Source organism: Sphingomonas oligophenolica (assembly GCF_039522915.1).
In the GTDB taxonomy this organism is placed as follows: Bacteria; Pseudomonadota; Alphaproteobacteria; order Sphingomonadales; family Sphingomonadaceae; genus Sphingomonas; species Sphingomonas oligophenolica.
The window spans coordinates 220,247-244,766 of record NZ_BAAAEH010000035.1; the positions used below are offsets into that span (position 1 = coordinate 220,247).

The window sequence follows — 24,520 nt, forward strand, 5'->3', positions numbered from 1 at the left end:
TGATAGGCCCTCTTGCCGCCCTCAGGTCAAATCGACTGTCGTCATGTTTGATAGACGATATCTATCACGCGCTTCGGTAAGAACGCGGCAGGTTGATGCCGTGCGCCGCGGCGAGCGCCGCCTGGGCGAGCTGGCTGGAGGGGCGTCGATCGAGCACGACCAATCCGACCCGACTTGCGGGAAAGGGCGAATCGAACGGCAGGATGCGCGCCCAGCTCCCCGCCGGAATCAGCGCCGCATAGCCTTCGGGAACGATCGTCGCGAAGCCGCCCGCCTCGACCATCGCGAGCAAGGCGACATAGGAATCGGCCGTTGCCTTCGGATGAACGGCAAAGCCGTGCGCGGCTAGATTGGCATCGAAGATACGGCGGTTCTGCATTCCCTCATGAAGCAGGCAAAGGGGCTGGGCGAGGACCTCGGGCCAGGCGGCAGACTTGTGCCCGTCAAAGCCGCTCCCGGCCCGGGCGACGAACATTGCCCGCTCGGCATAAAGCGGGACGGCGATGACCTGTGCCGGCGGCTCATGATCGAGATAGGTGAGGCCGGCATCGAGCTCGAAGGCGCCCAGTGCCTGCTCGATCTCGCGCGAGGTGAGCGACCGGACAGACAAGACAAGCTCGGGATTGGCTTCCCGGAGCGTGCAGGCGAAATGGCCGACCATCGGCATCGCGGCGGGGATGGCGCCGAGCCGGAGGGTGCCGCGCAGCGACCCCCGCGCAGCTTCAGCGGCGTGATTGAGGCCGTCGATCATCGCGATGGCCTGCTGCGCCCAGGGCAGGGCAGCGATGCCTTCCTCGGTCAGCCCGATATAGCGGCGATCGCGATCGACCAGCCGCTTGCCGAGCTGCTGCTCGAGCGCGGCGATGCCCGCGGACAGGGTTGGCTGGGTGACGTTGCAGGCTTCGGCAGCGCGCGCGAAATGGCCCTCGCGGGCGAGCGCGACGAAATATTCGAGAAGGCGCAGCTGCATTTCGTCTTCAGCTCCGTAAGGCACCCGCCTGTTGGCTAAGAGCGCACCACGCCCAAAAGCTGATCGAGCGACTTCAACAAGTCAGTGGTGCGGACGGCGGGACTCGAACCCGCACACCCAGAGGGCGAGGGATTTTAAGTCCCGTGCGTCTACCAATTTCGCCACGTCCGCGTGTGCGCGACGAAGCGCATGGATGGGCGGGCGTCAAGCCGTCACACGTTCAGGCGGAGGCGCATTTCCTTGCCGGGCTTGAAATAAGGGACTCGCTTGGCCTCGACCTCGACCACTTCGCCGGTGCGTGGGTTGCGACCGGTACGGGCATCGCGTGCCCGGGTCGAGAAAGCGCCGAAGCCGCGCAGCTCGACTCTGCCGCCGGAAGAAAGCCGCTTGGAAATCTCATCGAAGAAGGTCGTCACAATCGCCTCGATGTCCCGCATCGCGAGATCGGGATTGTCGGTGGCGAGCATCTCGACGAGTTCGGAACGGATCATGGCGTCATCGACTCCTTCAATCGGCCGCGCTCAGCGTTCGACCCTTTCGTCGGTGACCGTCAGCCAAGCAAGAATAACGACCACCTCGGACCTTTATCTACATCAAGTACAAAGTGCGCGATAGGATTGAAACGACGCAAAATTGTAAAAAACCGCCATACGGGCAGGGAGGTTGGCCCTCACCTGCCCGAAATGGGTGTGCTTACTTCTTGGCGTCGCCGCTGCGCGCCTTGAGCGCCTCGCCGAGAATGTCGCCAAGCGATGCGCCCGAATCGGACGAACCATATTGAGCGACCGCCTGCTTCTCTTCGGAGATCTGCATCGCCTTGATCGAGAAGGTCGGTTTCTTGGAGCGGTCGAAACCGGTGACCATCGCGTCGAACTTCTGGCCGACCTGGAAGCGCTCGGGGCGCTGCTCGTCACGGTCACGGCCGAGATCGGTCCGCTTGATGAAGCCAGTCGCGCCGTCGTCGCCGACCTGAACCTCGAGGCCGGCATCCCGGACTTCGAGAACGGTGACGGTGACGATCGCATTCTTGTTGAGGCTGCCGCCGCCGCTGCGAGCTGCAACCGCGCCGCCTTCAGCCGCGCCGCCGACCGCGGGGGCGCCGCGCTCGAGCTGCTTCATGCCGAGCGAGATGCGCTCCTTCTCGGCATCGATGTCGAGCACGACGGCCTGGACCATCTCGCCCTTGCGATGCAGGTTGAGCGCGTCCTCGCCCGAAACGCCCCACGCGATATCGGACATGTGGACCATGCCATCGACGTCATTGTCGAGGCCGATGAACAGGCCGAACTCGGTTGCGTTCTTGACTTCACCCTCGACGGTCGAGCCGACCGGATGCGCCTCGGCAAAGGCTTCCCACGGATTGGCCTGGGCCTGCTTGAGGCCAAGGCTGATGCGGCGCTTGTCGGGATCGACCTCGAGGACGACGACATCGACTTCCTGCGAGGTCGAAACGATCTTGCCCGGATGGACGTTCTTCTTAGTCCAGCTCATCTCGGAGACGTGAACAAGGCCCTCGATGCCCGGCTCGAGCTCGACGAACGCGCCATATTCAGTGATGTTGGTCACGCGGCCCGACAGCTTGGCGCCGATCGGATATTTGACGGCTGCGCCTTCCCACGGATCACTCTCGAGCTGCTTCATGCCGAGCGAGATGCGCTGCGTGTCCTTGTTGATGCGGATGATCTGGACGCGGACGGTGTCGCCGATGTTCAGAACCTCGCTCGGATGGCCGACGCGCTTGTAGCTGAGATCGGTGACATGGAGCAGGCCGTCGATGCCGCCCAGGTCAACGAACGCACCGTAATCGGTGATGTTCTTGACGACGCCGTCGATCACCTGGCCCTCGGCCAGCGACAGGATCAGGCCCGAACGCTGCTCGGCGCGGGTCTCTTCGAGGATTGCGCGGCGCGAGACGACGATGTTGCCGCGCTTACGGTCCATCTTCAGGATCTGGAAGGGCTGCGGGATGTCCATCAGCGGGGTCACGTCGCGGACCGGGCGGATATCGACCTGCGAGCCGGGCAGGAAGGCGACGGCGCCGTTCAGGTCGACGGTGAAGCCGCCCTTGACGCGGCCAAAGATGACGCCCTCGACACGGGCGGTCTTGGAGAATTCAGTCTCGAGCTTGTCCCAGGCGGCTTCGCGGCGGGCGCGGTCGCGCGACAGCATCGCTTCGCCATGTACGTTCTCGACCCGGTCGACATAGACTTCGACTTCGTCGCCGACCTTGAGGTCTGCCTTCTGGCCGGGCATCGCGAATTCGCGAAGCGGAACGCGGCCTTCGGACTTGAGGCCGACATCGATCACCGCGAGATCATTCTCGATCGCAGTGACGGTGCCCTTGACGACGCGCCCTTCGAAGCTGTCGGCATCGCCGAGGGTTTCGTTGAGGAGGGCTGCGAAATCGTCGCGTGTTGGGTTTGCCGAAGTGGCCATAAATTCTTGAATCCCAGTACTATGTTTCCGGCCAGCCGGTTGTATCCGGCGGTCTTGGCCTATGTTGCCGCGGCGGCCGATTGCCGGTCGCGACGTCCAGCGCCGATTGCCCTCGTGGGTGGACATCCGACAAAGCGAAAAGGGCGCGTAAGCAGGACCGGCCAAGGTCCCTTCGCAAAAAGGGCCGCCGTTCCGCTTCGCGCCTCGCCGGCTAGGGTGTCGCCACCTTCGCCGCTGTCCGAGCCTCCACGAGCGCGATCGCCCGCTGGATGGCGGCGTCTATAGAGAGAAAGCTGGTGTCCAGCAAGGCGGCATCGTCAGCCGGTGTCATCGGCGCGGTGCCGCGCGTGCTGTCGCGCAGATCCCGCGCCCTGATATCGAGCAGTACCCGGTCTAGGCTGACGGTCGAGCCGTGCGCACGCAGCTCGGCATGGCGGCGTTTGGCGCGGATGGTGGGGGTCGCGCGGATGAACAATTTGGCGTCGGCATCGGGTGCGATCACCGTGCCGATGTCACGCCCGTCAAGCACCGCGCCGCCCGGCTGATGCGCGAACCGCCGCTGCCGATGGAGCAAGGCCGACCGCACCAGCGGATGCGCCGAGACGACCGAGGCGAGCTTGCCGATCTCGTCGGTGCGCAGGATCGGATCGTCGAGCAGGCTTTCGTCGAAATCGCACGCAGCGACGCAGTCCGCCTCGATGCCGGGATCGAGCTCGAGCCGCTGCACATTGGCGGCGACGGCGCGATACAGCAGCCCCGTGTCGAGATGCGGCAGGCGGTAATGTTTGGCGAGCGCGCGCGCGATCGTGCCCTTGCCCGATGCTGCTGGTCCGTCGACGGCAATGATCATGCTGGCACCAAGCGCTTCATCTCCTGAGCGCGTCAAGCGTTTCGAGGAAATTGGGGTAAGATGTCGCGATTGGCGATACATCGTCGATGACAAGCGCGGTTTTCGCGGCGAGCCCCGCCACCACCATGCTCATCGCGATACGGTGATCGAGTTTCGAGGCGATCGTTGCGCCCCCGGCGATCGGTTCGCCGCCGGAGCCCTGGATGGCGAGGCCGTCCTCGAACTCTTCGGTCTGAACGCCGCAGGCGCCGAGCGCCTCGGCCATGGCGACGATTCGGTCCGATTCCTTGACCCGCAATTCATGCGCGCCGCGGGCGACTGTCCGTCCTTCAGCGAAAGCGGCGGCGACGAACAGCACGGGATATTCGTCGATCATGCTCGGCGCGAGATGATGCGGGACATCCACCGCCCTGAGCGCCGCGTGGCGGACGCGCAGATCGGCGACTGGTTCGCCGCCGACGATCCGCGGATTTTCCTCGGTGATGTCGGCGCCCATCATCCGCAGTACCTCGAACAGCCCGGCGCGGGTTGGGTTCAGCCCGACATTCGCGACAAGTACGTCCGAGCCGGGAACGATCGATGCCGCCACCACCAGGAACGCCGCGGAGGAGGGATCGCCCGGCACGACGATCGATTGCGGTTTCAACTCGGCCTCGCCGGTGAGCGAGATGATTCGCCCCCGATTCGTCACTTCGACGCTCAGCTCGGCACCGAAGCCCCTGAGCATCCGCTCGCTATGGTCGCGCGTCGCGACCGGCTCGATCACCCGGGTGATGCCCGGCGTGTTGAGGCCGGCTAGCAGGATCGCCGACTTCACCTGCGCCGAGGCGACCGGAAGCGTGTATTCGATCGGCACCGCAGGACAGAGCCCGCGCACCATCAGCGGCAACCGCCCGCCCGGGCTCGCGGTGATATCGGCGCCCATCCGCGACAGCGGCTCGATCACCCGCCCCATCGGGCGCTTCGAGAGCGAGGCGTCGCCGATGAAGGTCGCGGTGATCGGATGGCTCGACACAAGCCCCATCAGCAGCCGGGTCGAGGTGCCGGAATTGCCCATGTCGAGCGCTTCGCCTGGCTGAAGCAGACCGCCGACGCCAACGCCGTTGACCAGCCACACCCCGTCAGCGCCGCGTTCGATGTCGGTGCCCATCGCCCGCATCGCGGCGGCGGTGGCCAAGACATCCTCGCCTTCGAGCAGCCCCTCGATTCGGCTTTCGCCCACCGCAAGTGCCGACAGCATCAGCGACCGGTGGCTGATCGACTTGTCGCCGGGCACGGTCACTGACCCGGTAAGCGGGCCCGAGGGACTGATTTCAAGTGAGCGGGGGAGGGGGTGGGGCATTGGCGCGGGCTTTTGACAGTGCGCTTGCGCTATGGCAAGGCGCGCCCCACTTTGCGGGTCACACTCGCAAAACTCCCATTTTTTCGAAAGGTCGAATCGGCACATGGTCAAGCCGGAATGGGGCACGAAACGGTCGTGTCCGAAATGCGCAACGCGCTTCTACGATCTCGGCAAGGATGATCCAGTCACCTGCATCAGCTGCGGGTCGACCTGGACTCCCGAGCCGATCCTGAAGTCGAAGCAGCCCTTGCCCTTCGATGCGCCCAAGCCCGAGCTCATCAAGAAGGACGCCGATCTGGTCGGCGACGACGACGAGGATATCGACACCGGTGAAGACGAGGAGCCCTCGCCCGACGACGAGGTCGATCTCGGCGGCGATGACGATCTCGGCGTCGAAGCGCCGACCGAAGACGACGATCATTGATCGAGAGGCGGTGATCGCATTGCCCGAGCGCGCCGGCCCCGGCCGGTGCGCTCGGGAAGTTTTATGGCTGGTGGCGCTTGCGCCGCTTGCCAAGGGCGCATCGCCTCGCTAGGGGCGACGCCTTCCCGGGCCGGATTGGCCCGCGGGGATGGGGCCGTAGCTCAGCTGGGAGAGCGCTGCAATGGCATTGCAGAGGTCAGGGGTTCGATCCCCCTCGGCTCCACCATTCCTTCCGAAGCCAGCAGATTTTCCATGAAATGGATACGGGTAAGCCCCGTCGCCAGAGGCGGCGGGGCTCCCTGAAGGCTCCTCCGGTACGCTTTCCGTCCAGCCGGAGCCCTCGATCTCACTCATCTCTCGATCAAGCGGCGGTATCAACGCTCGAATCCGGAACCAGGTTCCCAAATCGCCCGATTCCGCCCGCATCGCCCTGATCCCGCATCGCCTTCAGTGACGCGATTCCGATGCGTCGGTCTGCTTCCCGGCCGGTGTCGGTCCGCTCTCGATCCTGATACGGTGCCCGCGCTCCGCCTCGGCGCTGTGGGGGAGGGTGACCGTCAGCACGCCCCGGTCGAAATGCGCGTGCACCTGGTCCGGGTCGACCGGGTGGGCAAGCCGCAACGCGCGCTCGAACATGCCATAAGCGCGCTCGGTCACATGGCGCTTGCCGTCCTGGCTGCGCTCGATGCGCTTCTCGGCGCGGATGGTGACCACGTCGCTATCGACCGAGAGGTTGATATCCTCCTCGCTCACGCCGGGCAGTTCTGCGGTGATGCGGGTTTCCTTGTCGTCCTCGGAGACATCGACGCGCGGCGCGAGCACGCCGGGCAGCATCTCGCGGGTGTCGGCGAAGTCGCCAAGGACATCGTCGAACATCCGGTTGATCTGGCGGTGCAGCGACCAGAAGGGATCGCGGCCCCGATAGAGATCGGGTGTGGCGGATCGATAAGGAGTGAGGGATAGGTTTGCCATTGCATTTCTCCTTTCGCGCAAAGGTGAGGCCGCGGACTGCGTCATGCCGCGGCCGGGCAGAGCCTCCAGTCGATCGGAGCGGGCGGATGGCCCGATGCATTGATGTTCGGGGCATAGTCATTCGCACGCTGCCGACGATCATATTCTGCCCGCGCCAATAACGCATGGGTCGGCTTCGCGTTGCCCGGCTTGGTCTATCGATCGATTGGCCGGCTCCGCGCCTCGCCTGTTGCGGCGGCTTTAGGCTGTATTCGAGCAGGTTTAGCCCTCATGCCGTTCCGGCATCGGCCGAACGTCTCTCCTCCCTTGCAAACGCCCCACCTCCCAGCGACCGGCAAGGGCCTGAAAACTGGGCCGAAGATGCCGTTAACGCTCTATAGGCAATTTCACAGGATAGTGACGCTAACGTAACGGTACCGAGCGAACCGGCTCCCGGAAGAGGAACATTCTTTCGATCCAGGGGGACGATCGTGGCGGATGCTGTCTTGAAGCTTGCCTATGAGGTTTCGCGCGTAACCGAAGAAAAAGTGGGGCTGATCGACGGCGTGATGCGCCGGACGGGAGTCCTGGCGCTCAACGCGCGGCTGGAAGCGGCACGCGCCGGCGACGCCGGCTCCGCCTTCTCGGTGGTCGCGCAGGAAATGAGCGTTGTCGCGGGCGATATCCGCAGCATCGCCAGAGAATTGCGCGACGCGGTGGCGACCAATATCGACATGCTGAAACGCGCCGGCTCCGAAATGCAGTTCGAGTTCCGCGGCGAACGGCTTGCCGATCTGGCGCGCAACGCCGTCGAGATCATCGATCGCAACCTGTACGAGCGATCCTGCGACGTGCGGTGGTGGGCAACCGATGCAGCAATGCTCGAGGCACTCGCCGCGCCTGGGCCGGAAACCGCCGCCCGCGCGCAGGAGCGGCTGGCGACGATCCTGCGCTCCTACACCGTCTATCTCGATCTGTGGATCGCCGATAGCGACGGCAAGGTCATCGCGCACGGCCGCCCCGATATCTATCGCGGGGTGATCGGCACCGATGTCTCCCAGATGGAATGGTTCAACCGCGGCATGGCGGCGCATAGCGGCGACGATTTCGCGGTATGTGACATCACCACCAATCCGTTCCTCGGCGGCGCGGCGGTCGCCAGCTATTCGACCGCAATCCGTGCCGGCGGACGGAACGATGGCATGCGGCTCGGCGCGATGGGTATCTTCTTCGACTGGGCGCCCCAGGCCGCGGCGATCGTCCAGGGCGTCGGGCTTTCGGGGGACGAGCGCGAGATGTGCCGGGTGATGCTGCTCGGCGCTGATCACCGCGTGCTCGCCGCCTCGGATGGCCGCGGGCTGCTGAACGAACGTTTCCAGCTCGACACTGGCGCACGGGAGCGCGGCTGGTACCGCGAAGGCAATCGCATCATCGCCTTTGCCAGGACGCCCGGCTACGAAACCTATCAGGGCCTTGGCTGGTATGGCTGCATCCAATCCGCGATCGACCCGGCCTGGGGGGATGGTGGCGCGTGAGGGCTGCGCTCAACGAGCTCGTCGATCAAGGTCGATTGCCTCGACGGGTTGTGCAGGGTGGGTAGGTCGCCCGGTCGTTACAGGAGCCATCGGCGCCGACCATGCGCGGCACCGCCGTCACCGCCTCGATCATGATCGCCGGCGCCCGTAGCGCTTGGCGAAGAAGGTATCAGCGGAGAAGCGTGGTAGTTTGGTGAAGCCCAGCGCGGCGCGGTCGGACAGGTCGACCGGCTTTTGGCGCACGCCGATGTCGACGAACAGCCGCATGGAAATCTCTCATGGATCAGGCCGCGGCGCGGCCTGGTCTGGCCTGCGGATCGAGCTTGAAGAAAAGCGCGAGCTGGAGGCTCTCCGCGATGCGCGCTGCCTTTGCCTGAAGGGCGGCCGCCGCCTGCGGCATCATCACTTCGTCGGTGGTCTCGGCCCAGAGCGCGAGCCAGCGCTCGAACAGCTCCGGCGTAATGCGCGCCCTGTGCTTCAGATGCGCGAGCACCGGATTGCCCTTGTAGCGTCCGCTGGTGAGCATCACCGACGACCAGAAGGCGACCAGCTTGTCGAGATGTTCAGGCCAATCGGCAATCGCATCGTTGAAGACCGGCCCCAGCCCGGCATCTTCCCGCACGCGCTTGTAGAAAAGGGGGATCAGCCGCTCGAGCGCGGTGTCGTCGATCTGCGCGGACTGTTCCACGTCTCACTCCAATCATGTATCGCAATGAATGTATCGCCAGGTTTTAAAACATGCAAGAAGAATGCATATTATAAGCGACGAACCATGTGGGGGATTAATGCGCCTGACGCGCTACACTGACTATGCGATGCGCGTGCTGATGTACCTCGGCGCGCGGCCGGAGCAGCTTTGCTCGATTTCCGAGATCTCGGGGGCGTATCGGATATCGCAGAACCACCTGATGAAGGTCGCGAACGATCTGGTGCGCCAAGGTTATGTCGCGAGCGCCCGCGGCCGCTTTGGCGGCATCCGTCTCGGCCGCCCGGCCGGGGAGATCAATGTCGGCGCGGTGATCCGCCACACTGAAGACAGCTTCGATCTGGCCGATTGCGGCACCTGCCTGATCGCGCCCGCCTGCGGGCTGACCGGTGCGCTCAACGAGGCGCTGGCCGCGTTCATGGCTGTGCTCGATCGCTACACGCTCGAGGACCTGCTGGCGAAACGGCTCGACATCCGCGCGCTCTTTGCCGAGCGGGCTCCCGCCCCCTTGCTCGAGCCGTTCGGCGAGCGATGAACGACCCCAACGCCGTTCGCGATTGACCGTCGTCCGAAAAGAAGCGACCACAAGGCGATAATTGCCGGTCGCCGGCCAGCCGGCGCTCGGGACTCGAACCCCGAACCTGGAGGACGATCATCTTGCGCAAGCTCATCAGCGCGGCATGGATCCTGATTGCGGCCCCCGCGGCGTTCGTGCTGGCGTCGGGGCCGGCCAGCGCGTCGGATCAGACGATCGACGCGTTCGAAGCCGCCCAGCAGGCGGCGTGGAACGCGCATGACGCTGCCGCCTATGCCGCCGCCTTCGACGAGCATGCCGACATCATCACCTCGCTCGGCTGGCATTGGACCGGTCAGGCGGAAGCCGCCCGGAATGTCGGCGACGGCTTCAGGGTCGTCTATGCCGGGGCGCACCTGATCGTATCGGACGTGCAGGTTCGCACCCTGACCCCCGACCTTGCGCTGGTCACCCTCAGCTGGTCGATCGACGGCGCGCGGACGATCGATACCGGATTGCCGGCCGGCCAGCAGCACGGCATCGAAACCCAGCTCCTCCAGCGTCGCGGGGAAAGCTGGCGCATCATTTCCCAACAGGACACGGTGGTGGCGCCAGTGCCGACCCCTTTGCGCGCATCGACTCAGTTCCCGGAGCAGGCGGCGCCACCCGCCACGACATTCCCGACGACCCCGCCGCCCGTCCGTCGGTGCATTGTCGGACGGGCAAACGGGCAATGCCTCGTCTACGGGAAACCAAAACCGGCCCCGGCGCGCTGAGCGACGGAGGACCGCGGATTTCGGGGCGGATTCAGCACGGCCAAAGGAATGACGATTCCACGGCGATCATCGCGCGCATTATCGGCTTTGCCCTTGGCGGCGCGTCCGTCGGCTCGCAGCAGGATGCACAGCGCGCTCATGATCCGGTGAAGATTCTGCTCGCGGCGAAATACTGAAATAGAGTAAGTACTTCCCGCTGCTGGCTCGGGCCGGCGACCTCGGGGGGAGCTCTTATGATCCATGTAATGAAACGTGCGGTGTTGATCGCTGTCGCCACCTTTACGGCGACTATGCTTTACAGTGTGCAGGCCTCGGCGCAGGCGACGCGGACCTGGATTTCCGGCGTCGGCGACGATGCCAATCCATGCAGCCGCACCGCGCCATGCAAAACCTTTCAGGGCGCGCTTCCGAAGACCGCCGGCGGCGGCGAGATCAATTGCCTCGATCCGGGCGGCTTCGGCGGCGTCACCATCACCAAGTCGATCTCGATCATCTGCGACAACACCGAAGCAGGCATTCTCGTCGCGGCCACCAACGCGATCATCATCAACGGGTCCGGCGTCGTCGTCCAGATCAGCGGCCTGGACATCGAGGGTCTGGGGCAGACCGGGGTCGCCGGCGTCAACGGAATCTACTTTCTCAACGGTGCGTCGCTCACGGTCCGCAACACGAAGATCCGCGGCTTCCGCAACGGCAATGGCATCACCTTCACGCCGTCGGCCAATGCGGCACTTGTCGTCGACAATGTCGTCATTTCGGAAAGCGGCATCGCGAGCGACGGCACGACCGGCGGCATTCAGGTGACCCCGCAGGCCGGGATCGCCGTCCAGGCGACCCTCACCAACGTCAAGATCGTCGACAATCTCAATGTCGGCCTGCGTATCGACACTCAGGCGGGCGCCGGCACCATGGCCGCCGTTACGGTGAAGAACAGCCAGTTCTCGAATGACGGCTCCGGCATTGCGGTTCGCTCGATCGCTGGTGCGCCGGCGACGCTGATGTTGACCGATTCAGTCGTGTCCGGCAACGGGACGACCGGCATCTTTTCCAAGGGAGCGGCATCGGTGGCTTGTGTCGGCAACAGCACGATCACGGGCAACAACGCTGCCCTCACGATCGGCAGCGGCGGGTCGATCTTCACCTATGGCGACAACCGTCTCGACGGCAACACCGCCGATACCGCCTTCACGCTCCCGGTCATCGCCAAGCATTGATCGATTTCGATCGTTGATGGCGAAGCGCCCCGGTCGGAAACGGTCGGGGCGTTTTGCTGTCCGGGCCGCAATCACCCGCGGCGTGCGGGTGTGGCGGTCAGCCCAGCACGGCCGCCTTCCAGCGCAACGACATGCAGGAAAGACCGGCATCGATCCGGTTGATGTGCGTGGTATCGAGCAACGCGAGCCGATAGCCGAGGCTGTCGAGCCGGTCGGCGGTTCGGGGGGCGTTTGCCGACAGCAACAGGCTATCGTTGATTCTGAGCGCGTTCGCCGCAGCTTCTTCGCCCGGGTCGACGACGATCTGCCTGAACCGGCTGAACAGGCCGCTCGACCGGCCTTCGGCCGTGGTCAGGATCGTCTCCTCGTCGATCAGGGTGGCGGCCGTCTTCAGATGGAGCGCGCCCCGCGGCGGCTGGACGATCTGCGCCGTGTGCCCGAGCTGCTCCAGCAAATTGGCGAGGCTGCGCGCACCGGCTTCGCTGGTCCGTGCCGATAGCCCGATCATCACCAGATCGGGCGTGACCATCACGTCGCCGCCATCGGCATGCCCGTGGTCGATCCGCATGACCGTCTCGAAATGCTTCTCCACCACCGGCAGCAGATGCTCACCTTCGCCGACGCGGCTCGCGGCGCCCGGGTTGAGCAGGATCGCGCCTTCGCTGAACACCAGGGCGGGATCTTCGACGAAGATCGAATCCGGGAAGTCCTCGAGCGGTTCGAGGATATCGAGCGATACGCCCGCCTGTTCGAGTGCCCGGGCATAAGCCTCATGCTCGGCCGCGACATGCTCATAGGCCGGGCCGGGTCCGTCATGAGCGCGCAGACCTTCCACCACCGATCTGCCGGGCCGCCGCAGAATCGCATGCGAGAATTCATGGCAGGGCAAGAAAAGTTCCCTTCGATTTGCCTATCGCGGCTGTCCCGCATCTGGACTCGCGTTAACCGCACTCTCCATTTGCCCCAATCGTAAACGCGGCGTTAACTGTTGTCATGCAACGCCAGCTCGCCCTCGCGGCTCCTGCCGCCCGCCACCCCTTCCGTCGCAATTTCGTGCAGGCGCGCGTGGACGCCCAGCGGCACAAGGACGATCACGACCTAAGGCTGTTTGCGCTGAGCTTCACCGCCTTCTTCATCTGCATCTACACCTTCATTTTCTGAAGGATGGGGCATTTTCTGAAGGCTGGGCATTTGCTGAGCGAAGCGGTCGGCCCGCTCTAATCGCAGGCGAGGTGCAGTTTCTGCGCAAGCCATGCCGAGGCAACGCACATCCCGGCGACCAGGAACAGCACATTTTCCGGGGACATTCCCAACGCGGACACCGCGGTGACGGCAAGCGCGCCGACCACCATCGCGCCCGAGTTGACGACATTGTTGGCGGCGACCGTGCGGGCGGTCTGGTCCCTTGTAACGGTCGTGGTCAGGAACGCGTAGAGCGGCACCACGAAGATGCCGCCGGTGATCGCGATGCCCATCAGCACCAGCACGAGCGGAATGGCGCGGGGCAGGGTGAAGAATTCGACCATTCCGTAAAGATCGCCGTGCGGCAGCACCGGCCAGGTGCGCACCAGGAGCGAGAAGGCGACGATCAGCCCGCCCATCACGATGACGGAGACGGGTGCATATTTGGCCGAGGTCCGCCCGTTGAGCAACGTGTTGATGACGACCGAGCCGATCGCGATGCCGATCGAGAACAGGGCGGTCAGCGTGCTGTACACACGCGGGTCGGCGCTCAGCGCGTTCTTGATCAGGGGCGGGAACAGGACGATCAGCACCGTCCCGATCATCCAGAAGAAGCTGATCGCGAGGATGGCGAGGAAGAGGCGCGGAATGTGCATCGTGGCGCTCACCAGCCGCCAGGATGCGGTGATCGGGTTATAGTTGATCTGCAGTTCCGCGCCCTGCCGCGGCGCCGGCGGGACTCGGCTGGCGATGAGGCGGCCGATAATCGCAATGACGAAAGTGAGGATCAGCGCCTGGTCGATCGATAGCCAGCCGGCGGCGATGGTGCCGAGCAGGATGGCGAGATAGGTCGACGCCTCGACCAGCCCGGTACCCCCGAGAACCTCGTCATGCTGAAGATGTTGCGGCAGGATCGCGTATTTGATCGGCCCGAAAAAGGTCGAGTGGATGCCGAGGAACAAGACCGCGCCGAGCATGACGGCGATGCCGATATGGGTGTGCCCGGCCCGGGCGAGAATCAGGCCCAGCCCGCCGAACAGCATGATCGCGATCTCCGCCGTTTTCACGATGCGGATGATCTTGGTCTTGTCATGGCTGTCGGCGAGTTGCCCCGCCAGCGCCGAGAGCAGGAAGAAGGGGACGAGGCTTATACCGGTCGCGATCGAACTGAAGCCCTGCTCGGCCTGCCTGTCGTGCAGCACATGATAGGTGACGAACAACACCATCATCTGCTTGAAGAGATTGTCGTTGAACGCCCCGAGGAACTGGGTGGCGAAAAGCGGCAGGAATCGGCGCTCCTTCAATAGCCCGAGCGCACCATGCATGATTTTGATAAGGTCCCAGTTGCAACGAACGGCGAAGGCGCCCCGCATAGACGAGGCGCGCCCCCGCCAGCAAGGCGCTTGTTCCGCGCGGGCTTTCGCCGCCGCCGACACCCGTCTAGGGGTATGTCGTCATGCTCACGCTCCCCAATTTGCTCACCCTGTCGCGGATCGTCGCGGTGCCGCTCCTCGTCTGGTCGCTGTGGTGGCCGCATTGGACGACGGGCTATGCGATCGCGTTCGCGCTCTACTGCCTCATGGGGATCACTGATTATTTCGATGGCTATCTCGCCCGGGCGCAGGGCGCGGTGTCGAAGCTCGGCATTTTCCTCGATCCCATCGCCGACAAGATCATGGTCGCCGCCGTCATCCTGATGCTGGTCGCCACCCACGACATTTCGGGGCTGAGCCTCATCGCCGGGATGATCATTTTGCTGCGCGAGATCGCCGTGTCGGGCCTGCGCGAGTTCATGGCGCAGCTCCAGGTGTCAGTGCCCGTGTCGCAACTCGCCAAATGGAAGACGACGCTTCAGCTCGTGTCGATGGGCGGTCTCATCCTGGCGGGCGCCCTGCCCGGATGGCCCTGGCTGCAGACCGCGAGCATTGCCGCGCTCTGGGGCGCGGCGGTGCTGACCCTCATTACCGGCTGGGACTATCTGCGCGCCGGCCTCAAGCACATGGACTGACGCTGTGCTGGTCGATCTTCTCTATTTCTCGTGGGTGCGCGAAACGATCGGCACTGGCAGCGAAACGCTCGATCTGCCCGACGGCCTGGCCCGGGTCTCCGATCTGATCGACTGGCTTGCGCTGCGCAGCGACGGTCATGCCCGCGCCTTTGCCGACCGAACCCGGCTGCGCGCGGCAGTCGACCAGGTCTTCGTGCCGCTCGACGCGCCGCTCGGCTGCCCGCGTGAGGTCGCGATCTTTCCGCCGGTGACGGGCGGATGATTCATGTGTCGGTCCAGCCCGAGCCGCTCGACCTGGCCGCAGCGCTCGCCGAGCTCGCCCGCGCCGGGGTTGGCGGCATTGCGACCTTCACCGGCATCGTCCGCGCCGATGACGGCGTTGGCACCCTCGAGCTCGAACATTATCCCGGCGCGACCGAGGCTGCGCTTCGCCGGCTGGCCGATGAAGCGGTCGTACGCTGGAGCCTCGCGGCGGCAACCGTCATTCATCGCGTGGGCGTCATGCACCCCGGCGACGCGGTCGTCTTCGTGGGTACGGCGGCGGAGCACCGCGCCTCCGCGCTCGAATCCTGCGCCTATCTGATCGATCGCCTCAAGACCGAAGCGCCTTTCTGGAAGCGCGAAACCCGTGGCGACGAAGCGCGTTGGGTCGAGCCGCGCGACGGCGATTCGCTCGCCGCCGCGCGGTGGCGGCACGAACCCTAGCCGAGCTTCGGAATCAGCACGCCGTTGACGACATGGACGACACCGTTCGACTGGCGGACGTCGGGTGTTTCCACATAACTCTTGTTGCCGTTGACATCGGTCAACAGGATCGCGCCGCCCGGGTTGGTCACGGTCAGCGTCTCGCCCTCGACCGTGGTCAGCGTGGTGCTGCCGCCGCCCGCCTTCATGCGCTGGGTCAGGTCGTCGAGCGTGATGATGCCGGGTACGATATGATAGGTCAGCACCTTGGCAAGCGACGCCTTGTTCGCGGGCTTGAGCAACGTGTCCACGGTGCCGGGCGCAAGGCGGCCGAACGCGTCGTTATCGGGCGCGAACACCGTATAGGGGCCGGGCCCCGACAGGGTCGCGATCAGGTCGGCGCTCTTCGCGGCGGATACCAGGGTTGTCAGATTGGGGGCAGCGGCTGCGTTCTCCGCAATCGGCTTGGTCGCATCCATGGCCGCGCCGCCGACCGTCGGATTGGGTGCTGCGGCTGCCGCTGCGGGTGCCTGCGCTGTCTGGGGGAGGCCGGCCTGGGTCGCTGACACAGCGATTGTCAGCATGCCGGCGAGGGTCATCAGCGGTAACGTTCGGGCTAGTTTCATCGATCACTCCGGTTGATTCGGGATGCGCAGTGGCGAGCGCACGATTCCAGATACGGCTCAGCAGCTCAATGGTTTCCGAGCCGCCGCTACTGCGCTTCGGCGAGAACCTCGGCGAGCAGGTGGAAATCCTTTTCGCGCGGGCTGGCGCGGCGCCAGACCAGTGCGATCCGCCGTGCCGGATTTGCGGCATCGAGCGGCCGCGCGGTCAACCCCGTATGGTCGAGAATGCCCGCCCGCAGCGCCATTTCGGGCAGCATCGTCACGCCCAGGCCATTGTCGACCATTTGCACGATCGTATGAAGCGACGTGCCGAGCATCGTCGCCTCGGCGCGCATCTCGGGCCGGTTGCAGGCGGCAAGCGCATGATCCTTCAGGCAATGGCCATCCTCGAGCAGCAGCAGCCGGGTCTCGTCGATATCGTCGGCCTTCATCGCCAGCGATTCCGCGCCGATCTCCGAAGCCGGGCCGGCGACGAACAGCCTGTCCTCGAAGAGGAACTGGGAGGAAACCTCGCCGCAGGAATAGGGCAAAGCCAGCAGCACGCAGTCTGTGCGGCCATTGTGCAGCCCCTCGCAGGCAGCCGCGCTCGGCTCCTCCCGCAGGAACAGCTTGAGGTCGGGATAGTCGCGCCGCAGCCGGGGCAGGATGCGCGGCAGCATGAAGGGCGCGATGGTCGGGATGACGCTCATCCGCATCTCGCCCGACATCGGCCGCCCCGCGGCACGGGCAAGGTCGCCGAGCTCCTCAGCCTCGCGCAGCACCCGCCGCGCCTTGTCGGAGATGCGGTCGCCAAGCGGCGTGAAGCGGACGACGCGGCGGGTCCGTTCCACCAGCGTGACCCCGATCAGTGTCTCGAGTTCGCGTATCCCCGCCGACAGGGTCGATTGCGTGACGAAGCACGCATCCGCCGCCCGGCCGAAATGGCCATGGTCCTTCAGCGCGACCAGGTACTGGAGCTGCTTCAGCGTCGGTAGATAGGTGGCCATAATCGTCTCACTCGATCAACGCGGCTTAAATAACCTGTTGGATCGATTAAAAGCCAGCCCTATATGCGGGCCCAGCACAGACGGCGAATCAATCGCCGCGTTGCGAGGATGTCCGATCGGCCGACCCAATTCCTTGAGGAGGCCAAATATGCTTACCGTCGGCGACAAGCTGCCCGATTTCACCGTTCCCGTTCAGCAGGGCGTCGATGCGCTGCCGGCTGGCGAGACGCTCAGCCAGGATGCGTTCCCCGGCAAGTGGAAGGTCCTGTTCTACTGGCCGAAGGATTTCACCTTCGTCTGCCCGACCGAGATTGTCGGCTATGCCGCGCTCAAGGACGATTTCGCCGATCGCGACGCAGTGCTGATCGGCGCGTCGACTGACACGAGCCACGTGCATCTCGCCTGGCGCAAGTCGGATCCAGATCTCGCAGCCGCCGATTTCCCCTGGATCGCCGATAACGGCGCAGTGCTGGCGTCGAAGCTCGGCATCCTCGATGCCAATGAGCACGTCGCTTACCGCGCCACGTTCATCATCGATCCGGACAATGTGATCCAGGCGGTGCAGGTCAACGGCCTGAACGTCGGCCGCAACCCTGCCGAGACGCTCCGCGTCCTCGACGCGCTGCAGACCGACGAGCTCTGCCCGTGCAACTGGAACAAGGGCGACGAGGTCCTGAAGGTCGCTGCCTGACCAATCTCCCCCTCCCGCCTGCGGGAGGGGAGTGGTTGAACCCGGGTGGGCTCCCGCTCTCCACTGACGCTCCGCTCGCGGTGAACGCGAGCCCACCCCTCGGTCCCCTCCCGCAAGCAGGAGGGGAGGAAGAAGGATTCGAAATGTCTCTGAAAGAGTTCGCGGGCGCGCTGCCCGATTTCGCCAAGGATATCCGGCTGAATGTCGGATCCCTTCTCAATGAGCAGCACTTGCCCGACCAGCAGAAGTTCGGCCTGCTTCTCACCTGCGCGCACGCCACCGGCTACAAGCCCCTGGTCGATGTGACCGAGGCTGAAGTCGCCGAAAAGCTTTCACCCGAGGCCGCCACTGCGGCGCGCGCGGCGGCGGCGGTGATGGCGATGAACAATGTTTACTACCGCTTCACCCATCTCGCGGGGAATCAGGAATATCGCACCATGCCGGCCAAGCTGCGCATGAACGTGATCGGCGCGCCGGGGATCGACAAGCTCGATTTCGAGCTGTTCAGTCTCGCCGTCAGCGCGATGAACGGCTGCGGCATGTGCATCGATGCCCATGAGCAGGTGCTCAAGAAAGCCGGCGCCACAGCGGAGGCAATCCAGACCGCGGTGCGCATCGGCGCGGTGATGAAGGCGCTCGCTACCGTGCATGCGGCGGTGAACTGATCTCGAAACCGTCCCGTAAACGGGAGGGGTTTATTTCGAAACAGCCGTCCAGATCGTGTAGGCACTTGTCACCGTCAGCAGCGCGCCCACCATCGCCATCAGCAATCGTGCGGGCACGCGTTTCGCGAACAGCCCGCCGAACGGCGCCGCAATCAGGCCGCCAATCAGCAGTCCCGCCGTCTGCAGCGTGAAGGCGGCAAGGCCCATCGTGTAGATGAACATCCCTGAGATCGTCGCGGTAAGGAAGAATTCGGACGTGTTGACGGTGCCGATCGTGGTACGCGGACTCGCGCCCTGCACCAGCAGGTTCGAGGTCACCACCGGCCCCCAGCCGCCACCGCCCGCCGCGTCGAGGAAACCGCCGACCAGCCCGAGCGGCTCGATGATCTTCGGCTCGCGCGGCTCGACCTTGCCCCGCCAGGCGCGATACAGAAGATACAGACCGATCGAGGCGAGATAGGCCATGACGAAAGGCTTCGCGACCGAAGCGTTGATGTTGCTCAGCACAAAAGCGCCGAGCGCCCCGCCGATCATCCCGGGGATGACCAGCCGGCGGAACAGCTTCCAGTTCACGTTGCGGTGATAGATATGACTTAGTCCGGATGCAGCGGTGGTGAAGGTTTCGACTGCATGCACGCTGGCCGAGGCGAGCGCCGGCGGCAGGCCGAGGACGCCGACAAGGAGCGTGCTGTTGATGATGCCGAACGCCATGCCCAGCGCGCCGTCGACCATCTGCGCGGCGAAACCGACCACGATGAACGGCACTATCCCCTCGAAGGTCGCGACAGAAATATCGAACATCAAGCAATTCTCCGCGACCGATTATCGACCGGAATCGCGCGTCCCGCTAAATCCTACAAGGAAGATAGGGTTTATGCTGGCGAAGTTAGCGTCAAGGCGGTCCTTTAATTCGTCGGATCGAGCGCCTAAATACGGGCGCAGCAAAGGGGACGCGAGATGATGGAGCGGTTGATCGCTTATCTCGATTCGATCAAGGTGCGCGATCCCGCGCCACGATCTCGGCTTGAAATTCTGACCTATCCAGGCGTGTGGGCGCTCGCCTGGCACCGCGTCGCGCACCGGTTGTACAAGGCGAAGCTGTTTTTCCTCGCCCGCCTCGTGAATCATTTTTCACGCGCCTGGACGGCGATCGACATCCATCCCGGCGCCACGATCGGCCGAAATTTCTTCATTGATCACGGCTTTGTCGTGATCGGCGAAACCGCGGAGATCGGCGACAATGTCACGATCTACCAGTGCGTCACGCTGGGTGGCACCAGCCCGGATAACGGGATCGCCGGCAAGCGGCATCCGACAATCTGCGACGGCGCGATCATCGGTTCGGGCGCGCAGGTGCTTGGTCCGATCACCGTCGGTGCGGGCGCGCGGATCGGCGCCAATGCGGTCGTCACCCGCGATGTGCCCGAAGGGGCGGTGATGGTCGGCATCCCGGCGCGGGCGACGATGGTCGAAGGCGGGCAGAAGCCGCAGGGCTTCCTCGCTTACGGCACGCCGTGCAGCGAGATGTTCGATCCGCAGACCCAGAAGGTCGAGCTCCTCCGCTGCGAGTTGGAGACAATGCGCAAGCGGCTCGACGCGCTCCTCGCCGAAAACCACGGGGATCTGCGCGATCGTGCGTGACGGCCTCGCGGCAGGGGCCTGATGGGCACCGTTACGCCATTCCCTTTTGCTCGGGGCCGACCGATCCAGGTCGGCTTCGAGCGCCTCGAACTCACCCGCATCCTCGATCTTTATGGCCGGATGGTCTCGGCCGGGCATTGGCGCGACTATGCGATCGAGTTCACGCGCGAACTGGCTGTGTTCGCCGCCTTTCGCCGCGCCGCCGAGCGACCCGAATTCAGGATCGAGAAGAACCCGGCGCTGCGCAATCGTCAGGGCATGTGGGCGCTGGTGAATGAAGCGGGCATTGTCCTGAAGCGCGGTCACGAACTCGCGCCTGTGCTGGCCCCGATCGAGCGGCGGCTGATGAAGCTCGTCGATCAATAAAGAGACCCCGGCGGCCAGGGCCGCCGGGGCAGGTTCGCCTGCATGGGTTGGGCGTCAGGCGGGAACCATCGTACCAACCGGCGGCAGGCGACTGCCGAGACCGCCAAGCGTGCTCACCACGAGCCGGCGCATCGGGTGCCAGAAGGCGGAGAGAGTGAGCAGCGCCGATCCGATCGCAAGTGCAGTGAACGCCCATGCCAGTTCGACCGCGCCTGCCGAATGGAACAGCGAGTACATCGCGTAGAGCACATAGACGAGGCTCGAGACGAGCAGCGCGCGGCGGTCCACCGCCAGTGCCACAAAGCCGAACATCAGATAGAGCGCGAAAACGATCAGTGCAGTCGTGACGCCGATGTCCTGACCGAAGATGCCCAGCATGTTGAAGATGGGATGCGCGATCAGCGGCGCGGCCGCGAGATGCAGCCAGAAGGCGACGTCGGAACGACGCGTGCGGCGCTCGCGGTCCGACATGTCCCACCACATCGCCAGCGCGAAGACGAGCACACCGCCGATGAGCAGGATCGGATAGATATGGTCCTTCGCAGCCGGAGCGGCCGCCAGTGCCAGGGCGATGGCGACACCGACCAGCGCCACTGCACCGGCGGCGACGGTGATCGGCACCATGAAGCGCTTCCAGTGCAACCAGGCCGCGCCGGCCGTGACGAGGCCGATGCCCGCCCCGATGATCGCGTTGGTCTGGTCGGAGAATTCGGGATCGAGCTTGACCATCACGCCGACCAGGGTCGCCGCGACGCCGCCGGTAAAGGCAAGCAACAGGATGATGCTTGGCAGTGCCATGCGCCGCTGCCGGGTGAAATATTCAGCCAGTGCCCAGGAAACGACCGCGACCAGGCCGCCTGCGAGCGGCGGCGTGACATACTGCCCGATCCACGCGACCGCGACCAGCACCAGCCCGACCGCGATCGAGACGAAGATATCGTTGAAGCCGGTCAGGAGCCTGAAATGCTCCTCGTCGACAGCGGGTGCCGACTGGCTCACCGCGATGTGGTTGCGGAGCGCCGCTGCTGCCTGGGCGGTGATCGCCCCCGCCGCTACCGCGCCATCAATGTCGCTTTCGCTGTACATGGCATTCCTCCTGTTTGTGACAGAAGAAATACCATATGTGTATTGCTATTACAATACACCAACACAGGACGGATATTCAGTTCCTCAGGGGAAACTCAGCCGCCCTGCAGCTTCTTGAAGATCGCCATTGATTGCTCCGCGCCCGATTGCGGGGTGATCTCACCGGTGCGGTCGGTGATCTCAGCCCAGCTCGCAGCGACACCTTCTGGGCTGAGCGCATCGCCGGTCAGCAATTTGCCCTGGGTCAGCGTAACATAGGCGGCCTGGAACACGCCGGCGCCTGCGCCGACGATCGCATTGCTCGGCGCGTCCTCGGAAACCAGGTAGAGCGCTGCCGGGACCACCTTGTCAGGCGAGAAGGCCTGGAACGCTTCGGGCGGAAACAGGTCCTCGGTCATCCGCGTACCGGCGACCGGCGCGATCGTATTCACCTTGATGTTGTTCTTTGCGCCTTCGAGATAGAGTGTCTTGGTCAGCCCCGCGAGGCCGAGCTTGGCCGCGCCGTAATTGGCCTGGCCGAAATTGCCGAACAGCCCGGTCGAGGAAGCGGTCATCAGGATGCGGCCGTAATTCTGCTCGCGCATCGTCTCCCATACTGCCTTGGTGACATTGGCCGATCCGATCAGATGGACATCGACGACGAACCTGAAATCCGCCGGGTCCATCTTGGCGAAGCTCTTGTCGCGCAGCACGCCGGCATTGTTGATCAGGACGTGGACGCCGCCCCATTTCTCCCTCGTCTTTGCGACCAGCTCGACCATATGGTCATATTCGGTCACGCTGCCGCCATCGGACATCGCCTCGCCGCCCGCCGCCTTGATCTCCTCGACCACTTTGAGCGCAGCGTCGGAATGGCCGGTCCCGTCGCGCGCGCCGCCGAGATCGTTGACGACGACCTTCGCTCCACGCTTCGCCAGCTCCAGCGCATAGGCGCGGCCCAGGCCGCCGCCCGCACCGGTAACAATCGCGACCCGGTCCTTGAAACTGATAGTCATGTCAGGCGCTCCACAAAAATGATGGAGCGTTTCCTAGGCGATCACGCGGCCAAGGCAAAGGTGGGCGCCAGGCCGGCGCCCGCCTGTCACGTCACTTGGGCGAGTTGCGCTCGAGGCACTTGTCAAACTGGCCGGGCTTGCAGATCGGATAATGGTCAAGCGGCGGTGGCGCGGGATAGGCTTGGTCCGGCGACGGCGCCTGGACATAGATCGGCTTCACGCCCGGCGTCACCGGCCCGGAGATCGCGGGATGGGACGGCTGATAGCCGCCCACGGGATCTGCAGTAGTCGTCGGCGGCGTAGTCTCCTGCGCCATCACCGGAGTGGCGGCCGCAAGCGCGGCCAGGAGGATGAGCTTCATGGGTTTCTCCTGCTTTTCATGCGCAGGCTCTCGCCGCGCGCAGGACAAACGCACCGGGGCCAGCATGGCTCCCTCGTTTCGCAGGCGATTCGAGTTTCCTTACGCTCCGGTATCGAGCGCGTACCCGGCCGAGCGCACGGTGCGGATGATGTCGGGCCGGTCAGTGCCGTTGATCGCCTTGCGCAGCCGCCGGATATGGACGTCGACGGTGCGCGATTCGATGTCCGAATCATGCCCCCATACCGCATCGAGCAGCCGCTCGCGCGAGAAGACCCAGCCGGGATGCTCTAGGAAATGCTTGAGCAGGCGGAACTCGGTCGGGCCGAGCGGGATGACCTCGCCGCTGCGGCGTACCTTGTGGCCGACCGTATCCATCTCGATATCGGCATAGCTGAGCTGCTCGCCCGCCAGCGCCGGCCGCACCCGCCTCAACACCGCGCCGACCCGTGCGACCAGTTCGCGCGGCGAGAAGGGCTTGGTCACATAATCGTCCGCGCCGGTCTCGAGCCCGCGGACGCGGTCTTCCTCCTCGCCGCGCGCGGTCAGCATGATGATCGGCACGTTCTGCGTCTCGGGCATGCGGCGCAGGCGACGGCACACCTCGATGCCCGACAGGCCTTCGACCATCCAGTCGAGCAGGACGATATCGGGGGTCTGCTCCTTGGCGAGCAGCAACGCTTCCTCGCCATCGGGGGTCTGCTTGACCTCGAAATCCTCGCGCTTGAAATGATAGACGAGAAGCTCGGCGAGCGCCGCGTCATCCTCCACCAGCAACATCTTGACCCGGGCCATGACGGCAATTCCCTCAGTTGGTTACGAGTGCACCGCGGTCGCGCTCGGCCATATGGGTGCCGGTCGCTGCGTAATAGACCATCTCCGCGACGTTGGTGGCGTGGTCGCCGACGCGCTCGAGATGCTTGGCGACGAACAGTAGGTGCGCGACCTGTCCGATCGTCCGTGGATTCTCCATCATGTGCGTGACGAGAACCCGGAACAGGCTGTTGTAATAATCGTCGACCGCACGGTCGCGCTCGCACACGCCGATCGCCGCCTCGGCATCGCGCGCGGCAAAGGCATCGAGCACGTCATGCACCATCTCGGCGGCGAGCCGTGCCATGGCGGGCAGCACCGACAGCGGCTCGATTTCGCGGTGGCCGTCGATCGCGGGCACCCGCTTGGCGATGTTCTTGGCATAATCGCCGATCCGCTCGACCACGCCGGCGATCTTCAGCGCCGCCACGACCTCGCGCAAATCGCCGTCGACCGGCGCGCGCTGGGCGATGATCCGGACGGCGAGATGCTCGACCTGCTTTTCGAGAACATCGATCTTCTTGTCCTCGGCGACGATTCGTTCGGCGGCGACCAGGTCATGGCGTTGCAGCGCCTCGACCGCGCCGGCGATCGCCCGCTCGGCGAGACCGCCCATCTGGGCGATCAGCCCGCGCAATTCGCCGATGTCGGCGTCGAAACTATTGGGTCGATAATCGTTCACTGCTTGGTTCCGTATTGAT

The 24,520-nt window shown here is 64.7% G+C and carries 31 protein-coding genes and 2 tRNA genes; 14 read left to right on the forward strand and 19 right to left on the reverse strand.

Annotation, left to right across the window (positions count from 1 at the left end):
- Positions 1 to 64: 64 nt before the first annotated feature.
- From ABD050_RS16885 to aroA, 6 genes are all read right to left on the reverse strand, one after another.
- Complete coding sequence (locus ABD050_RS16885) at positions 65 to 970, reverse strand: LysR family transcriptional regulator (protein WP_343890660.1); 906 nt, start codon at positions 968 to 970, stop codon at positions 65 to 67.
- Positions 971 to 1,055: 85 nt separating this feature from the next.
- Positions 1,056 to 1,141 (reverse strand) — tRNA-Leu (locus ABD050_RS16890).
- A 41-nt stretch (positions 1,142 to 1,182) separates the two neighbouring features.
- Entirely contained in the window at positions 1,183 to 1,461 is a 279-nt protein-coding gene (locus tag ABD050_RS16895) for an integration host factor subunit beta (RefSeq protein ID WP_343890661.1), read from the reverse strand.
- A gap of 202 nt (positions 1,462 to 1,663) precedes the next feature.
- A complete protein-coding gene (gene rpsA / locus ABD050_RS16900; protein ID WP_343890662.1) occupies positions 1,664 to 3,406 on the reverse strand; it encodes a 30S ribosomal protein S1 in 1,743 nt (580 codons plus the stop codon).
- Positions 3,407 to 3,617: 211 nt separating this feature from the next.
- The gene (gene cmk, locus ABD050_RS16905; RefSeq protein WP_343890663.1) at positions 3,618 to 4,256 is read right to left on the reverse strand and encodes a (d)CMP kinase; all 639 of its coding nucleotides are present in this window, start codon (positions 4,254 to 4,256) and stop codon (positions 3,618 to 3,620) included.
- Between the two features lie 16 nt (positions 4,257 to 4,272).
- Complete coding sequence (aroA, locus tag ABD050_RS16910; protein ID WP_343890664.1) at positions 4,273 to 5,598, reverse strand: 3-phosphoshikimate 1-carboxyvinyltransferase; 1,326 nt, start codon at positions 5,596 to 5,598, stop codon at positions 4,273 to 4,275.
- Positions 5,599 to 5,701: 103 nt separating this feature from the next.
- On the opposite strand from aroA, the gene ABD050_RS16915 reads away from it, so the two are divergent.
- Entirely contained in the window at positions 5,702 to 6,022 is a 321-nt protein-coding gene (locus ABD050_RS16915) for an FYDLN acid domain-containing protein (protein WP_343890665.1), read from the forward strand.
- 150 nt (positions 6,023 to 6,172) lie between these two features.
- Positions 6,173 to 6,248, forward strand: a tRNA-Ala gene (locus tag ABD050_RS16920).
- A 221-nt stretch (positions 6,249 to 6,469) separates the two neighbouring features.
- On the opposite strand, the gene ABD050_RS16925 is transcribed toward ABD050_RS16920, so the two are convergent.
- Positions 6,470 to 6,994, reverse strand: a complete 525-nt coding sequence (locus tag ABD050_RS16925) for an Hsp20/alpha crystallin family protein (protein WP_343890666.1) — start codon at positions 6,992 to 6,994, stop codon at positions 6,470 to 6,472.
- A gap of 470 nt (positions 6,995 to 7,464) precedes the next feature.
- Here ABD050_RS16925 and ABD050_RS16930 point away from each other — a divergent pair, with 470 nt between their 5' ends.
- Positions 7,465 to 8,508: a methyl-accepting chemotaxis protein gene (locus ABD050_RS16930; RefSeq protein WP_343890667.1), complete on the forward strand. Its 1,044-nt coding sequence runs from the start codon at positions 7,465 to 7,467 to the stop codon at positions 8,506 to 8,508.
- A 129-nt stretch (positions 8,509 to 8,637) separates the two neighbouring features.
- Here the strand turns inward: ABD050_RS16930 and ABD050_RS16935 are convergent, their stop codons facing one another.
- Together ABD050_RS16935 and ABD050_RS16940 are read right to left on the reverse strand one after the other, a co-directional pair.
- Complete coding sequence (locus ABD050_RS16935) at positions 8,638 to 8,775, reverse strand: hypothetical protein (protein ID WP_425542473.1); 138 nt, start codon at positions 8,773 to 8,775, stop codon at positions 8,638 to 8,640.
- Positions 8,776 to 8,791: 16 nt separating this feature from the next.
- Entirely contained in the window at positions 8,792 to 9,196 is a 405-nt protein-coding gene (locus ABD050_RS16940) for a group III truncated hemoglobin (RefSeq protein ID WP_343890668.1), read from the reverse strand.
- A 97-nt stretch (positions 9,197 to 9,293) separates the two neighbouring features.
- On the opposite strand from ABD050_RS16940, the gene ABD050_RS16945 reads away from it, so the two are divergent.
- From ABD050_RS16945 to ABD050_RS16955, 3 genes are all read left to right on the forward strand, one after another.
- Entirely contained in the window at positions 9,294 to 9,749 is a 456-nt protein-coding gene (locus tag ABD050_RS16945) for an Rrf2 family transcriptional regulator (protein ID WP_343890669.1), read from the forward strand.
- A gap of 122 nt (positions 9,750 to 9,871) precedes the next feature.
- Positions 9,872 to 10,504, forward strand: a complete 633-nt coding sequence (locus ABD050_RS16950; protein ID WP_343890670.1) for an SgcJ/EcaC family oxidoreductase — start codon at positions 9,872 to 9,874, stop codon at positions 10,502 to 10,504.
- A gap of 233 nt (positions 10,505 to 10,737) precedes the next feature.
- On the forward strand, positions 10,738 to 11,718 hold the full coding sequence (locus ABD050_RS16955; RefSeq protein WP_343890671.1) for a right-handed parallel beta-helix repeat-containing protein: 981 nt from the start codon (positions 10,738 to 10,740) through the stop codon (positions 11,716 to 11,718).
- Between the two features lie 97 nt (positions 11,719 to 11,815).
- Here ABD050_RS16955 and ABD050_RS16960 read toward each other — a convergent pair whose 3' ends face one another.
- A complete protein-coding gene (locus tag ABD050_RS16960) occupies positions 11,816 to 12,556 on the reverse strand; it encodes a dimethylarginine dimethylaminohydrolase family protein (RefSeq protein WP_343890672.1) in 741 nt (246 codons plus the stop codon).
- A 155-nt stretch (positions 12,557 to 12,711) separates the two neighbouring features.
- Between ABD050_RS16960 and ABD050_RS16965 the strand changes: the two genes are divergently transcribed.
- Positions 12,712 to 12,879: a hypothetical protein gene (locus ABD050_RS16965; protein ID WP_343890673.1), complete on the forward strand. Its 168-nt coding sequence runs from the start codon at positions 12,712 to 12,714 to the stop codon at positions 12,877 to 12,879.
- A 56-nt stretch (positions 12,880 to 12,935) separates the two neighbouring features.
- On the opposite strand, the gene ABD050_RS16970 is transcribed toward ABD050_RS16965, so the two are convergent.
- On the reverse strand, positions 12,936 to 14,225 hold the full coding sequence (locus ABD050_RS16970) for an MFS transporter (protein ID WP_343890674.1): 1,290 nt from the start codon (positions 14,223 to 14,225) through the stop codon (positions 12,936 to 12,938).
- 131 nt (positions 14,226 to 14,356) lie between these two features.
- On the opposite strand from ABD050_RS16970, the gene pgsA reads away from it, so the two are divergent.
- Genes pgsA through ABD050_RS16985 form a run of 3 tightly spaced genes read left to right on the forward strand, consistent with a single transcriptional unit; the run spans position 14,357 to position 15,613 of the window.
- Entirely contained in the window at positions 14,357 to 14,908 is a 552-nt protein-coding gene (gene pgsA, locus ABD050_RS16975; RefSeq protein ID WP_343890675.1) for a CDP-diacylglycerol--glycerol-3-phosphate 3-phosphatidyltransferase, read from the forward strand.
- A 4-nt stretch (positions 14,909 to 14,912) separates the two neighbouring features.
- Entirely contained in the window at positions 14,913 to 15,170 is a 258-nt protein-coding gene (moaD, locus tag ABD050_RS16980; protein WP_343890676.1) for a molybdopterin converting factor subunit 1, read from the forward strand.
- Positions 15,167 to 15,613 carry a molybdenum cofactor biosynthesis protein MoaE gene (locus ABD050_RS16985; protein ID WP_343890677.1) on the forward strand — a complete coding sequence of 149 codons (447 nt, stop codon included), beginning with the start codon at positions 15,167 to 15,169 and terminating at the stop codon, positions 15,611 to 15,613. Before moaD ends, ABD050_RS16985 begins: the two co-directional genes overlap by 4 nt.
- Here ABD050_RS16985 and ABD050_RS16990 read toward each other — a convergent pair.
- The gene (locus ABD050_RS16990) at positions 15,610 to 16,218 is read right to left on the reverse strand and encodes a fasciclin domain-containing protein (protein WP_343890678.1); all 609 of its coding nucleotides are present in this window, start codon (positions 16,216 to 16,218) and stop codon (positions 15,610 to 15,612) included. The two genes, ABD050_RS16985 and ABD050_RS16990, sit on opposite strands and share 4 nt — an antisense overlap.
- Before the next feature lie 86 nt (positions 16,219 to 16,304).
- Entirely contained in the window at positions 16,305 to 17,204 is a 900-nt protein-coding gene (locus tag ABD050_RS16995; RefSeq protein WP_343890679.1) for a hydrogen peroxide-inducible genes activator, read from the reverse strand.
- 148 nt (positions 17,205 to 17,352) lie between these two features.
- Between ABD050_RS16995 and ABD050_RS17000 the strand changes: the two genes are divergently transcribed.
- On the forward strand, positions 17,353 to 17,895 hold the full coding sequence (locus ABD050_RS17000) for a peroxiredoxin (RefSeq protein WP_343890680.1): 543 nt from the start codon (positions 17,353 to 17,355) through the stop codon (positions 17,893 to 17,895).
- Positions 17,896 to 18,038: 143 nt separating this feature from the next.
- A complete protein-coding gene (ahpD, locus tag ABD050_RS17005) occupies positions 18,039 to 18,560 on the forward strand; it encodes an alkylhydroperoxidase, AhpD family (protein WP_343890681.1) in 522 nt (173 codons plus the stop codon).
- A 30-nt stretch (positions 18,561 to 18,590) separates the two neighbouring features.
- Here the strand turns inward: ahpD and ABD050_RS17010 are convergent, their stop codons facing one another.
- Positions 18,591 to 19,361 carry a sulfite exporter TauE/SafE family protein gene (locus tag ABD050_RS17010; protein ID WP_343890682.1) on the reverse strand — a complete coding sequence of 257 codons (771 nt, stop codon included), beginning with the start codon at positions 19,359 to 19,361 and terminating at the stop codon, positions 18,591 to 18,593.
- Between the two features lie 156 nt (positions 19,362 to 19,517).
- On the opposite strand from ABD050_RS17010, the gene epsC reads away from it, so the two are divergent.
- Both epsC and ABD050_RS17020 read left to right on the forward strand, forming a co-directional pair.
- Entirely contained in the window at positions 19,518 to 20,201 is a 684-nt protein-coding gene (gene epsC / locus ABD050_RS17015) for a serine O-acetyltransferase EpsC (protein ID WP_343890683.1), read from the forward strand.
- A 21-nt stretch (positions 20,202 to 20,222) separates the two neighbouring features.
- Positions 20,223 to 20,567, forward strand: a complete 345-nt coding sequence (locus tag ABD050_RS17020) for a DUF2794 domain-containing protein (RefSeq protein ID WP_343890684.1) — start codon at positions 20,223 to 20,225, stop codon at positions 20,565 to 20,567.
- Between the two features lie 54 nt (positions 20,568 to 20,621).
- On the opposite strand, the gene ABD050_RS17025 is transcribed toward ABD050_RS17020, so the two are convergent.
- From ABD050_RS17025 to phoU, 5 genes are all read right to left on the reverse strand, one after another.
- Positions 20,622 to 21,653, reverse strand: coding sequence for a DUF2339 domain-containing protein (locus tag ABD050_RS17025; RefSeq protein ID WP_343890685.1), 1,032 nt, complete (start codon positions 21,651 to 21,653; stop codon positions 20,622 to 20,624).
- A gap of 95 nt (positions 21,654 to 21,748) precedes the next feature.
- Positions 21,749 to 22,648 (reverse strand): SDR family NAD(P)-dependent oxidoreductase, encoded by a 900-nt coding sequence (locus ABD050_RS17030; protein WP_343890686.1) that lies wholly within the window; start codon positions 22,646 to 22,648, stop codon positions 21,749 to 21,751.
- 91 nt (positions 22,649 to 22,739) lie between these two features.
- Entirely contained in the window at positions 22,740 to 23,009 is a 270-nt protein-coding gene (locus ABD050_RS17035) for a hypothetical protein (RefSeq protein WP_343890687.1), read from the reverse strand.
- A gap of 99 nt (positions 23,010 to 23,108) precedes the next feature.
- Positions 23,109 to 23,801 carry a phosphate regulon transcriptional regulator PhoB gene (gene phoB / locus ABD050_RS17040; RefSeq protein ID WP_343890688.1) on the reverse strand — a complete coding sequence of 231 codons (693 nt, stop codon included), beginning with the start codon at positions 23,799 to 23,801 and terminating at the stop codon, positions 23,109 to 23,111.
- Positions 23,802 to 23,814: 13 nt separating this feature from the next.
- Positions 23,815 to 24,501: a phosphate signaling complex protein PhoU gene (gene phoU / locus ABD050_RS17045; protein WP_343890689.1), complete on the reverse strand. Its 687-nt coding sequence runs from the start codon at positions 24,499 to 24,501 to the stop codon at positions 23,815 to 23,817.
- Positions 24,502 to 24,520: the final 19 nt, after the last annotated feature.